This is a genomic window from Apibacter muscae, from assembly GCF_007845595.1.
Lineage (GTDB): Bacteria > Bacteroidota > Bacteroidia > Flavobacteriales > Weeksellaceae > Apibacter > Apibacter muscae.
In genome coordinates this window covers 1-12,818 of record NZ_SELI01000026.1, presented here as the reverse complement: position 1 = coordinate 12,818, position 12,818 = coordinate 1, and the positions used below count along the sequence as shown (strand labels likewise).

Here is a 12,818-nt window from a genome sequence, read left to right as displayed (position 1 = left end):
TTATATAGCTACTGCAAAGGAATTTGCAATATTCTTATAAATTTCCTATACTTCCTAAATTTTAAATCCCCTATCTATTTTCTATCAAATTAGACATAGAAAAAGGCATACCCTAATTTATTAAAAGGCATACCCTATAAATTTTATAATAATATGAATAACAGTAAATTACACATATTATTTGTATTAGATAAAATTAATACAAATTCAAAAGGTGTAGCTCCATTAAGATGCAGAATTACTTATCTAAAAGAAAGGAAAATATTTTCTACAGGTTTATTTATTAATCCTAAAAACTGGGAAAATAAAAAGCAAAAAGTAAAGTCACCTAATAAAGAAAACACTTGCATTAACATACAGTTAAGCCTGATTAAACAAAAAATTAATCAGGCTTTTTTATTGCTTCAAGTCAAAGATGAAAATTTTGATGTGGGTGGTATATATGCTCAATACTTGGGAAAGGTTTCTATCAAAGAATATGGAGTATTGGAATATTATCAGCTTTATTTAAACAGGTTGGAAAAGCTTATTGGAATAGAAATTAAGCAACATACGTGGGATAAATTCAGCTATATCAAAGATGATGTGAAAGAGTTTATCAAATCCTATTATAAAAAATCTGATATTAAGCTAAAAGATTTGGATTTTAACTTTATCATAGAATTTGAATACTATTCCAAAACTAAATTAAAGCATCAGCAAGTTACTATTAACAAGTCTTTGCAAAGGTTTAAAAAAGTAGTTAAACAGGCAGTCATTCAGAAATATTTAGAATCTAATCCTTTTGTAGAGCATAAGCCTAAAAAAGTTTACCCCAAAATTATATTTCTCACGCAGGAAGAATTGAACAGTTTAGAAAATCATACATTCCAATCTGATGTTTTAAACAAAGTAAAGGACTGTTATTTATTCTGCTGTTACACAGGATTAGCTTACAAAGAAATGTTTGAACTTAGGAAAGAAGATTTGATTATTAAACCTGATGGAACTACATGGATTTACAAAAAAAGGGAAAAGACAGGGAGAAATTTCTTTGTACCTCTGATACTTCCAAAAGCCCTTGAAGTAATAGAAAAATACTCATCTGAAAGTGAGTACCTATTACCCAGAGTAAGCAATCAGTATTTCAATAGGTTACTTAAAGAGATAGCTTCTGCATTGGAAATCTCTAAAAACCTTACTCATCATACTGGGCGAAAGACCTTTGCTTCTACAGTATTATTGAACAATGATATTCCTATAGAAGTTATATCTAAACTTTTAGGTCATTCTAAAATCACTACTACACAGGAGTATTATACAGAACTGATGCCTGAAAAGCTGAGTGAGCAACTTAATAAGCTGAAAAGTAAATTAGTATAACCTGATATTAACTGCTTTGTAGTATTTTTACAAAGCAGTTAAATTTTACTTTATGGAGTTACCAAATATACATTTTCAAGATTTTCCTATTGAGTTTAAAGAAATTAATCCTAGTGATTTTCCTCATTTTGAAGTTAGAGAAAAGATTGTAATTGCCCCTAATGAGGAAGGCTATATTAATGAAGTGCTACAAGAGAACATTAATTTAGAAGAAAAAAATACTGTAGTCATCAATGCAGCAGTAGGGCAAGGTAAAACCTATTCAATTATTAGAATCTTAAAAAGATATTATGAGGCAGAACAAGATTATTTAATATTTGTTGCATCTCCTTTTGTAAGTCTGGTGCAACAGTATTATAAGGAAATAATCAAGTTAGGTATTCCTGAGAGTCAAATCTATAGATATGAAAATATTGGAGACCACCCTGAAACAAACTATACAAATAAAAAGATACAGATTATTACTGTTAATGGACTTTTAGGAAATCCAGGTGATGATGCTTTTATAAACTCAGAAGCAAAAAGAGAATATCTCAATAATTTAAAGCAACATTGCGAATCTACAGGCAAAAAAGTAGTTATAATTTATGATGAAATACATGATGCTATACATAATTTCAAAGAAGAATACATTCTTAATCTCTGGAAATGGAGGAATGTAATACACAAAAATTTTGTTATTAGTGCTACATTCAATGAGGCTTCTAAAGTTGTCATTGAATATCTAGCAGAATTAACTGATAATAAGATTCAAATTATTGAATCTAAAAGGACAAGAATCCCTAAAAATCAAAGCAAGCTCTTCCTACATTATAATAATGCTAAATATTACAAGTATAATAATGATGACATTGTAAATATTGTAAGACAGCTCATAAATAATGATAAAGCAGTTGATATATTGTGCTATTCTAAAACACTGTCAGAAAGCATTATAGAAAACAAAAATGAGGGAATAGGAAAAGAATTGTATAAAAAATATACTGAAATAAACAACTGTACTTCTGAATTAAGTTTAAATCAAAGATTAAACAAATTAGAGCCTCAAAACAGATATGATAATGAAAAATGTAATGTAGGAACTAATTTTAAAACAGGAGTAAGTATTGAAAAAACCAATCATGCTTTTGTGATAATAATGCCACCAAGTGGAACAAAATTACCTTTTCAAAATGCTTTTGGAATTTTCTCTAATGGGATAATATCAGTTATTCAAGCACTTGCAAGACAAAGAAAAAGAGGTGGGGAAATACATATTATTATACCACCACCAGCAATGATGGATTATGAAAGTATACCTTTTAAAACTGAAAAACAACAGAAAAAATTCATAAAGTTTTATAAAAAAGTTAGTGACTATACCCCAACTAATGTAGTTAAATATTACTCTTTCAACACTCAAAATGAGCTTATTAAAGACTTCTATGAAAATACTTTAAAAGTCAATATAGAGCAAGAAATATCATATATTGACAGTATAGAAAGACCTTTAAAAGTGAGGTTGGATTTTCCAGAGTATAAGTTATATCTACTCAACAAAGGAGAAAAATATTTAGCCAATACTTACCCATTTTTTGGAAGTGATTTATCTGCATTTATTACTTATTGTGCTTCTACTAACCAGTTTATTAACTGCAATTTGGAAGGTGTATCTTTTAAATCTATAAAGGTTTTTCAAGAAGGTTTTATGCAATTGCAGTTAGAAATATATTATAAGGATTATATGGATATTGACTTATTCAATGGTCTATATGTACATCTCAATGATTTTTATTACTATTTAGAATTTAAAAATGAGCTGTTTAAAAAGCACAAAGTAAGGCTAAAAGTTGATGAAGATTATAAACCATTAAAGCCTTATACACACAAAAACTTTGAAGTTCAATTATTAGGTTTTATACAAAGGAAACGCTACCCTAATAATCCATACTTTAGAATGAAGTATCACAATTTGGGGCAATTTAGAGACTATAGCTACAGCAGGAGTGATTATTTTATGGCTTGTATATCTCATGCAAATAACTTCAATATTGATGAATTTGGTCTTAATGAATCATTTACCTCTAGAATCAATACCTTTAGAACATTAGATTATTTTAGAAATAAGTTGATAGATAACTTTCAGCAATCTAGTACAAGAAATAGAGAGATCTTTGATTATTTACCCAAAACACCTTTCAGAGATTTTATTACTTCAGAAGAACTTCCAAGATTTGAAGCTATGATTACAGAGCTATCTGAAAATGATTATTTTTTAAAGAACAATATCTTTGAATTTAAAAGAAGATTTGAGCCAACTATTGCTCTAAAGACAAAAAAAGTATCTTTCTATAATATGCTGCTGAAGGATTTCTTTGTAACAGAAGATTTTAAATTATCTACAGGCTCTAGACCTAATGTAAAAATCATTTTAAATACTTTTGAAATTCCTCCTAGTAATGGAGTATTAGATTTAGTTTCTCCAGCAGGATTAGACCCAATTTTTGAAGAACATCAACCAACAATATATGATATTTGGGGAGAATCTTTGGAAAATTTCAAATTGTCCTAGTTTGGTTTAATATAGTATAAGGAAATAACCAAAACAGGACGAAAATTTATACTCAAATAACTTATCTCTTTTTCTCCTAGAGACATTATGTATAGAAAAAAGTGTTAAAATAATATCTCTATAGTTATAGAAACATAAAATATTTTGTGGAGCTAGATTCATAAAGTATCTTTATGGAGCTAGCTCTATGAAGTAATTTACAGTACACATATGAAGTCTAGAAGGAATATTGGTAAGCCACCTCATAACTCATAGGGTTTCTTTATAAATCATCCCACCCTATAAAATCTTTGATTTAACAACGCACGAATTTAGAGGAGGACAACTCTGTTGTAGTTTTTTGTGTCAATTGATTTGATGCACAAAGCTACAAAAAATAAATGACAAAATCCAGTGTTTTAGCTCTATTCATAAATAATAGAGCTAATAGCCAAATTGTATTTACTCAACAAAAAAAATCAATTTTCAACCCAATAAATTTTATAAAATTATGCAACTAAGACAATCAGAAAGGAAGAAAGCTAAAATCAAATTAGCTCTTCAAGGAAGTGCAGGCAGCCGAAAAACTTACTCAAGTTTACTGCTTGTACAAGGTTTAACTAATGATGATTTCTCTAAAGTAGCCATTATAGACACAAAAAATGGAAGTGCAGATTTGTATGCTCATTTAGGCAATTATAATATACTTTCTTTACAGCCACCATTCACACCTCAAAAGTATGTAGAAGCTATTGAGGTATGCTAAAAAGCAGGAATGGATGTTATAATATTAGATAGTATTTCTCATTGTTGGGATTATCTGTTAGATTATTATAGTTCTTTAACAGGAAATAGCTTTACCAATTGGGCTAAAATTAAACCATTAGAGAAACTATTTATTGATAAAATACTTCAATCCAATGCGCATATTATTGCTACCATGAGAACCAAACAAGATTATGTACTCAACCAAAAAGATGGCAAGTTTATCCCAGAGAAAGTAGGCTTAAAAGCAGTTCAAAGAGATGGGCTAGATTTCGAATTTACTCTAGTTTTTGATGTAGATATTAAGCATTTTGCAGTTTCCTCTAAAGACAGGACAGGATTGTTTATGGGAAAACCTGAATTTGTTATCAATACCTACACAGGAAAACGAATTCTGGAATGGTGTAATCAAGGCTCATTACCAATAAAGCCTTCTCCTAAACTATCTGAAAATGAACTCTACTACAAAATAGAATCCTGCACCAGCCTCTCAGATTTATCTGTATTGTATAAAGAATATCCTGAATACCAGAATAATCTAAACAATGTATTTATGGAAAAGAAAAAACTATTATCCCAATTAACCAATCCTCAAAACTTTTTAACCAATGGGAAATATACTCAAAATTACTAAACCAATTTCCCTAGAAGAAGCTTTTTACATTAAATCTATAAAAAATACTAACATAATAGAGAAATCTTTATCTGAAAATAATTTATTTATAATAATGTTAATATAATAATAATTTATTTTCTCAAATAATCAACCCAAGCCTTTTATAGAAGTTAATACAGAAAAAGCAACCCTCTATCATCTAAAAAAATGATTGTATTATACCCGTATTTTCAAAAAGATAATGAAAAAACTATAGCCCATCAGAAGTTTATAGAAATAACACAAGAGTGTGTATCTAAAGCTTTTCCTTATCAAAGTATAGAAACCCCAGAAATACGGGTATCTCACCCAATTAAAGGAAGAATACCCGAAGCAATCCATAAAAATGCCAAGGATCTATTAGACCAGGAGAAAACCATTCATTATGAAAGGATGGATTTTATTATCAGAATTACTGGTATATCTAATGTTATTAACGGAAATGAGCTTTATTTAACTATAGGGGGAGTAAGGGTTTACAATCAGGAAAATCTGTACAATAAAAAGAGTTTTGAAAAATTTAAGTTCTTTATTGGATTCCAGAATTTAGTCTGCTGTAATATGTGTGTTTCTTCTGATGGCTTTGTATCAGAAATGAGGGTAAGTTCTTATCAGGAACTGCAAACTAAGATTTTAGAAGTTATCCAGAATTATCAGGCAGAAAACCATTTAAAGTAGATAAAAGATTTTACCCAATATTCCTTACTGAACATCAATTTGCTACTTTGGTAGGAAAAGCAAGACTATATCAGCATTTACCTAAAAAGCTGAAAGCTGAAATCCCAGAATTAACTTTTAATGATGGGCATTTTAACACCATTGCTAAAGATTATTATAGCGATGAAAGTTTCAGCAGGGAACAAGGTACTGGTGATATATCCCTGTGATCAGTTTACAATCTGTTTACCCAGGCTAATAAAAGCAGTTATATTGATACTTTTTTAGAAAGAAACCTGAATGCTTTTGAGTTTAACAAAGGCATTGTTAAAGCTATCAATGATAATTCAAACTATCATTGGTTTTTGAGTTAACTATATGCTCACCCCTAAAAATAGGGGTGAGATTGTTTATAGCAACTCTTGTACCTTTTCTATTAATAAAGGAATCTGTAATTCAATTCCTTTTTCTATTGCTTTTGAAGAAACTTTACCTACCCAATTCAACAGTTTCTTTCCTAGTTCTTTCTTTTCACTTGTTTTCTCTAATATTACTTTTACTTCTTTAATTTCATCATCTTCAACTCCTAATTTTTTTATGTCATCTAAAAATTGCTTGATGTTATTTTTGTTATTTATTTCTTGATTTATATTATTTCCGACAGCAATATTTGAATTAGAATGATTTCCATAAATATTATGATTAATTATTGTTCTAGTAAGCTCATTATTTTTTGCATTATTAGTGAAGTCATTTTCTAAGTTAGGAAAAACATCATTTAATTCTAACAAAGTATCTAATAATTTTTGTTTTGTAATCTGTATTATATGTTTAATCTCACTAAATTGTATTCTTCTTTTTACTGCTGTTACCCAATGTCCATCTTCTGACATTTGTTTTAGTGTTTGTACTAAGTCTATAGGTAGATATTCATATCCATAGACTTCATCTTTATCTTTTCTTAAACCTTCTTCCATGGTAGGAATACTTTGAGTAATATTCATTTCATAAAATGAATTTTCTTTTAATTTTTCATTTAAACTACTAACATCAAAGGGGATTGTACGTGTACCATGAAAAGGATTACTAATTTCAGCAAGTACTTCACATGTTATTTTTCTATAAGTTGGTAATTCATTTGATTTATAACCATTTAACTCTAAATTAATCCATGTTTTAAATTCATTATTGTTAATTTTATAGGCTATGATTTTAGCTCTTGTTAATGCTTGAGAAATTGAAATATTATCAGAAGACAAATCCTTAATTAAATCTTTTATCATTTGATTTTTATTTTACATTATCATATTTTTACTTAAAACCATATTTTTCTTCTCTTTTCTTAAATGCTTCTTTTCCTCCTTCTACTATTTCTGCAATATGTTCTCTAATTCCCATACTTTGTAACAAATTTTTCTCTTTTTCATTTTTAGGTTTTGTATCTTCTAATGCTCCATTTACATAGTCAAATTGATATTGACTTTCTTCTTCATCCCCATTTTGTCCTTTTTGGTTAGCTACAATTATATTTTCAGCATCAGCATTCACTACAATATTAGGATTATGTGTAACCAAAATTATCTGTCTTTCTTTCTTTTTTAGTTTTAAATATTCTACTAATTCTTTAGAAATAGAGCGATTATCTAAATCATCTTCTGGTTGATCTATTAATATAGGTCCTTTATTTTCACTAAGTTTTATTATTATTTTCAAAAGGACAAGACTAGCTTTACCTGTAGACATATTGTGAATATTATCGTTATCTGATATCACATCCCAATGATCAAAAAAATAATCTCTTAAAATTATTTTACATGCTTCTTTTTGTGATACCTTTTTTAATACAAATTGATTATTTTCTATTTTGTCGAATACTGTAATTAAAGATTCTTTTATTTTATTAAAATCAATATTTTCTAGAGCAGTTTTGGGTTTTTCGTTTTCATATTGATACAGATATTCAAAATTTTGATTATTAAAGCTTCTTCCATCACTTATATTATTTATTTCGTTTCTAAACCTAGGAAAGTTATATTTTATGTCTCCTATTATTTTTATTTTATCATCATCTTCTTCTATTTCCTCAATTCTGGAATTTAAAATACTCAATATCTTGTTGTATTCTTTATAATTTTCTTCATAATCAGAAAAAATCTTTTCTTTGAGTTGATTATAAATTTCTTCTTTAGCCTTTATTTCACCTTTTAGTTGTTCTATCTCATTAAGCTTTGCCATATCTTCAGAAACACTTTTTTGGAGTGCTTCTATTTGATTGACATTTTCTAGTTTACTCACATAAGGTTTTAATTCTCGCTCATTTTTTTCTTTATCAGTCTCTATTGTTTCTAATAATCTTCTAATCTTATTTTCATTAATGAAATTGTTATTTTCGTCTATTTCTAGCTCATTATATATCTGTCTAATATTTTCTCTATACTCATCTATAAATTTATATTTATCATTGTATTCTTTTACTAGAGAATCATTTTTTAAAGAACTAATCAATAATTGTTTTTTACTAATTAGCTCTGTAAGGGAAGTTTTTATATCTTCGTTAAATTCTTTTATCTTTTTATAATCAGATTCTATGTTATTTTCTTTAATGATTAATTCATTCTTTTCACTTATTAAATTATTATATTTTTCTGAGTCTTCTTTAGTAAATTTTCCACTTAATTGTTTGATTTTTTCTTGGCTTATATCTATTCCTTTCTTTAAAGCTTCAATATCCCCTTTTTTGTTTTGTTCATCTTTTTTACTTTTTATTTCATCTTTTAATAAGAAATAATAATCTATCTCTTGCTCTCTTCTAGCATCATTTTTTTTCAAATGCTCTATAAATTTATCATAACTTTGTTTAGAAATAGGTTTTTCTAAAATTAAATTTCTAATTAAGCTTTTGAGTGTTTTTCCATTTTTTCTACTCTTATCAACCAAATTTGAAAGATAATTTTGAGGGAAATATTTTATATCTGGCAAAATACTTGATTTTCCATTTTTCCTTTGTGACAAAGATTCTTCTATTCCTGAAAATAATGTTACCTTAAAATCAAAATCATTATTATCCTTATTTAAATTATATAAATCTTTAATTTTCCCATCATCAGGATCTTTATATTGTAAAATTTCATCATCTATCTTATTATATAAAGTTTTGGCTATCATATAAAGCAGGATGGATTTACCTGAAGATTTTCCTCCGATGATAACATTTAAATTTTTATTAAATCGTATAGGTTCTTGGGTAAATTTATTATCCGAACAATTAAAACTAATCTTATCAATTAATAAATTATCTAGTTTTTCAGATTCAGGTTCTTCTTTTTGGATTATTACTCTTTCATCGTATTCATATATAATTTGTTTTAATCCTTCAAAAGTAGGATGAGCTTTAATCCAATTAAAACAATGTCCTAATTCTTTAGGTTTCGTTTTATTACAATCTTCTGCAAAATTATGAGCATCACTACAATGTAATAACCTACTATTAACACCTTGATTTTTTAATGCTCCTTTTCCTTTTATTGCTTGTTCTACTGTTGATGATGCTGAAAAAACAAAATGAGTAGAATTTATAATACTTTTCTTTTCCAATGGCGAAGAGTCCCATCTAAAATCTTCCCATTCAGCTTTTCCAATAGCTTTTAAATATTTATTTTTTAAAAATGTATTAGGTTCAGCTCCTTCACCTAATAAATCTAAAATTTTAGAATGTTCAAAGTTTATATTATTAAAACCTGTATCAAGAGGACTCATAGATGTCCTTTTATCTTTAGGGGTAGATTCTATTATGTGATTACCTAATTCTATTAATGAATCCTTTGTTATAACACCTCCCCAAGTATACCCTTCAGGATTTTCAATATCTAAATTTCCTTTTCCTATCAATCCAGATAGAAAATGTGTTTTAATCTGTTGTAACTGTAATGCATCTTCGTTTGCAAATATTATGTGATAATTTAACCTACCTAATTCTCTACTTCCAACGAATTCTTTCAATCTAAATTCTATAACAGGTAATATCAGTTCTACATTTTTTAAACCACCATTTTTTTTGTATTCTAGTACTTTTTCATAACCATCTATAAATAGATAATCATTTATTCCTATAACTTTTAGATGTTTTTCATTTGATAATCGTTCTAATTCTTCAAAATATTTTCTCCAAATCTCATCTGTTTGCCCTCCATACTCTGAGCATAATGAAATTGGGGTATGTATATGTAAATCCCATTTCCGACATTCAGAACCTCTATTATTAGTCATGATATTATTATTTTAATTAGAATTATTTTTAGTTTCAAATCCTATTTCCCATAAGTACATATCAACAATTTTCATAATAGGATATTTAAATCCCTGTTTCATGAGCTCATTTTGAACTTCATTCATTTTATGATTTTTAATAAAATGAAAGATATATTCAAATGATTTAGTGTTTAATCCTCTAATTCTGACTTTTAACTCTTTTGCTCCACTCAGAAAATACCTATCAAAAGCAGGAGTACAGCCTAAAGTACCTAACATTATTTTAGATAATAAAGTATCTGTTACTGATAAGGCTTTAACTTCTTCTTTTGAATCTATATATTCAATTGTTTTGTAGTAATTAATTAATTCATCTTTTAATTCTATAATGATAGGAATATCTTCAATATGAACATCATGTTTAGACAATTTGTAAAATTTGGATTGTTTTAAGATGTTTATAGCTTCTTTATGCACTAAATAATCTTTTTGCAATAATCCACAAGAACCTCTCATCATACCCCAACTTGCCAAATAAAAAGCTAAATGAAGACACAATAGATCAGTTTCTGCTTTATGTTTTCCAAAAGCATAAAAGCAATGCTCCCAAGATTTATATCTGTGATTGGGATCTGTTTTAATTTTTACTAAATATTTATCTAAAAGAGCATTCATAAGGCATTCATAATTAAATGTTTTATCTAAAAACACAAAGCTACAAAGTAATTTTTGCTGAATTTCAAATAAGATAAAAAGATATTCAGAAGTTATAAACATTCTTCTCTGGAATTATCTTATATATTAACTAAAATCACTATAGAGTTAAATATATAAAGTCATAAGCTCAGATTTATATATACATAAATTTTTAAGTTTAGAGGAATGTGTACATTTAATATCTTACATTTTATAGTTTACTTGCCAAATATGACAAATCCCTTATCTTTTTTCTTACCTGTTTTTATTTTATCTTATCTTTGCTAAAGTTTTAATTGGTAAATCATAAATTAAAAAAATTCTTTTTTATATTATGAAAGTAGAAAAAAATGAAGATGGAAGCTATAAAATACTTGTAAGTTTTCTTCCTAGAAAACCAGGAGAAACAGGAAGAAGATATACTACACTTGTAGCAAAGGCTGGAAATGTAAAAGCACCTTTAAAAGTATATGAAAGTATTAGCTTTTTAGTGATTATTGATAATGGTAAGAAAATTCTTTATGAATATGAAACAAACAGGAATTATAATAGTATAGACAGCGGATTTCTGAAAAATTGTTATTTAGTGCTGGATAAATTGTATGAAGGAGCAGGAAATATTATTATTGGAGATAAGAAAGTTAATATTGTAAGGGAAGTAATTAAAAATATATATAGAGAAGTTTATATAAAGAGATTACCTGATTTTTCATCAAGTGTTTATAATCCTGATTTACACACAATCTTTTTTAATCCTAATATTGGAATAAGTTTTCATTTAGAAATACAAGATGGAGTTCTTTCAAAAGAAATGGGATATAATTCTCCTGTAGCAATTTTTGGACATGAGATGATACATGTATATAATGATTTACTTGACCATGAAAATTATTTATTAAGAAAGGAAAAACAATATATGATTAATAAACATGATCCAAGTAAATTACCATTTAATGATGGCTTTCCCAATGAAGAAGAAGTATATACAACAGATCTTTCAAATCAAATTAATGAGAATTTAAATGAGACAAAAAGAAATAATTATTCAGCTAACGACATTAAAGTTTCTGATGTATTTTCTATTAAATAAAATGAAAACAGTATATATATGTTTGTTTTTTATATTATTTAGCTGTATTCCAAATAAAAAGCACTATGAAGCATATGAAGATGAATATAGAGAAACTGCTTGTAATGTGGAATTACATAATGCTGATTTACAAAAAGGAAAAAGTTATCATGGTAGAATGTATTCTAAGGTGTGGTTAACCCATATATTAAAAAATGAAGTTCCTGAATATATGCAAGGGAGCTATTTTATAGATTCAATTTATTGTCTAAAAAACAACAACAAAACAAAACTTAAAAAATTTTTGAAAAAAAACTTAAAATCAGTACAAAATCCTTATTACATAAGAGTATATGAGAATGAAAAAAATGGTGATGGATTCCCTTATGAATCAGCGTTAATATTTAAAAATGAACAAGATACTATATATATGACTTCTAATTTTAAATTATGGAAAATAGATAAAAAATTATATGAATTAGATAGTCTGGGTACAATAGATTTTATTGCATATTTTAAATGGTATTATACTTGTAAATTATAAGGATTCATCTGCTTAATAGATGGAAATTAAACTTTTTAAGAGATAAAATAATATGTAAACCCTGTATCTTGTCCATTTTTACTAATGATTGAAGATAAACTACAGGCTTTATTATATCTTTCCATTTACCTCTCTTATTTATCCAGTTAATTAATTGGAATGACAGCTAACTTATTCTCGGAATAATCTGAATTTTATTACAAAATAAAATTTTAAAAAATTTTAGTTATCTTCAAAACAGAGAGAGTAAGTGTCCCTATAAAAAACACCCCCACTTATTTTAGAAAACAAA

The 12,818-nt window shown here is 27.0% G+C and carries 9 protein-coding genes and 1 pseudogene; 7 read left to right on the top strand and 3 right to left on the bottom strand.

The features are described from left to right. Positions 1-153 precede the first annotated feature (153 nt). From ETU10_RS10590 to ETU10_RS11445, 5 genes and pseudogenes are all read left to right on the top strand, one after another. Positions 154-1,362 (top strand): site-specific integrase, encoded by a 1,209-nt coding sequence (locus ETU10_RS10590; protein WP_146312135.1) that lies wholly within the window; start codon positions 154-156, stop codon positions 1,360-1,362. A 52-nt stretch (positions 1,363-1,414) separates the two neighbouring features. Further along, positions 1,415-3,913 (top strand): DEAD/DEAH box helicase family protein, encoded by a 2,499-nt coding sequence (locus ETU10_RS10585; protein ID WP_146312133.1) that lies wholly within the window; start codon positions 1,415-1,417, stop codon positions 3,911-3,913. A 490-nt stretch (positions 3,914-4,403) separates the two neighbouring features. Then, entirely contained in the window at positions 4,404-4,658 is a 255-nt protein-coding gene (locus tag ETU10_RS11335) for a hypothetical protein (RefSeq protein WP_246118466.1), read from the top strand. A gap of 9 nt (positions 4,659-4,667) precedes the next feature. Next, positions 4,668-5,291: an AAA family ATPase gene (locus ETU10_RS10580; RefSeq protein WP_246118465.1), complete on the top strand. Its 624-nt coding sequence runs from the start codon at positions 4,668-4,670 to the stop codon at positions 5,289-5,291. 189 nt (positions 5,292-5,480) lie between these two features. Further along, positions 5,481-6,343, top strand: a pseudogene (locus ETU10_RS11445) (DUF3871 family protein). Positions 6,344-6,379: 36 nt separating this feature from the next. Here ETU10_RS11445 and ETU10_RS10570 read toward each other — a convergent pair. Genes ETU10_RS10570 through ETU10_RS10560 form a run of 3 tightly spaced genes read right to left on the bottom strand, consistent with a single transcriptional unit; the run spans position 6,380 to position 10,994 of the window. Beyond that, on the bottom strand, positions 6,380-7,252 hold the full coding sequence (locus ETU10_RS10570) for an AbiTii domain-containing protein (protein ID WP_146312131.1): 873 nt from the start codon (positions 7,250-7,252) through the stop codon (positions 6,380-6,382). Positions 7,253-7,280: 28 nt separating this feature from the next. Further along, a complete protein-coding gene (locus ETU10_RS10565) occupies positions 7,281-10,235 on the bottom strand; it encodes a TrlF family AAA-like ATPase (RefSeq protein WP_146312129.1) in 2,955 nt (984 codons plus the stop codon). Positions 10,236-10,247: 12 nt separating this feature from the next. Next, complete coding sequence (locus ETU10_RS10560) at positions 10,248-10,994, bottom strand: hypothetical protein (RefSeq protein ID WP_146312127.1); 747 nt, start codon at positions 10,992-10,994, stop codon at positions 10,248-10,250. A gap of 253 nt (positions 10,995-11,247) precedes the next feature. On the opposite strand from ETU10_RS10560, the gene ETU10_RS10555 reads away from it, so the two are divergent. Both ETU10_RS10555 and ETU10_RS10550 read left to right on the top strand, forming a co-directional pair. After that, positions 11,248-12,003: a hypothetical protein gene (locus ETU10_RS10555; RefSeq protein ID WP_146312125.1), complete on the top strand. Its 756-nt coding sequence runs from the start codon at positions 11,248-11,250 to the stop codon at positions 12,001-12,003. 1 nt (position 12,004) lies between these two features. Beyond that, the gene (locus ETU10_RS10550; protein WP_146312123.1) at positions 12,005-12,526 is read left to right on the top strand and encodes a hypothetical protein; all 522 of its coding nucleotides are present in this window, start codon (positions 12,005-12,007) and stop codon (positions 12,524-12,526) included. The last annotated feature ends 292 nt before the right edge of the window (positions 12,527-12,818 follow it).

Excerpts from the sequence above, each read along its gene's own strand:
- ETU10_RS10570 (WP_146312131.1), bottom strand. The coding sequence starts at position 7,252 with ATGATAAAAGATTTAATTAAGGATTTGTCTTCTGATAATATTTCAATT.
- ETU10_RS10585 (WP_146312133.1), top strand. The coding sequence starts at position 1,415 with ATGGAGTTACCAAATATACATTTTCAAGATTTTCCTATTGAGTTTAAA.
- ETU10_RS10565 (WP_146312129.1), bottom strand. The coding sequence starts at position 10,235 with ATGACTAATAATAGAGGTTCTGAATGTCGGAAATGGGATTTACATATA.
- ETU10_RS11335 (WP_246118466.1), top strand. The coding sequence starts at position 4,404 with ATGCAACTAAGACAATCAGAAAGGAAGAAAGCTAAAATCAAATTAGCT.
- ETU10_RS10590 (WP_146312135.1), top strand. The coding sequence starts at position 154 with ATGAATAACAGTAAATTACACATATTATTTGTATTAGATAAAATTAAT.
- ETU10_RS10550 (WP_146312123.1), top strand. The coding sequence starts at position 12,005 with ATGAAAACAGTATATATATGTTTGTTTTTTATATTATTTAGCTGTATT.
- ETU10_RS10560 (WP_146312127.1), bottom strand. The coding sequence starts at position 10,994 with ATGTTTATAACTTCTGAATATCTTTTTATCTTATTTGAAATTCAGCAA.
- ETU10_RS10580 (WP_246118465.1), top strand. The coding sequence starts at position 4,668 with ATGGATGTTATAATATTAGATAGTATTTCTCATTGTTGGGATTATCTG.
- ETU10_RS10555 (WP_146312125.1), top strand. The coding sequence starts at position 11,248 with ATGAAAGTAGAAAAAAATGAAGATGGAAGCTATAAAATACTTGTAAGT.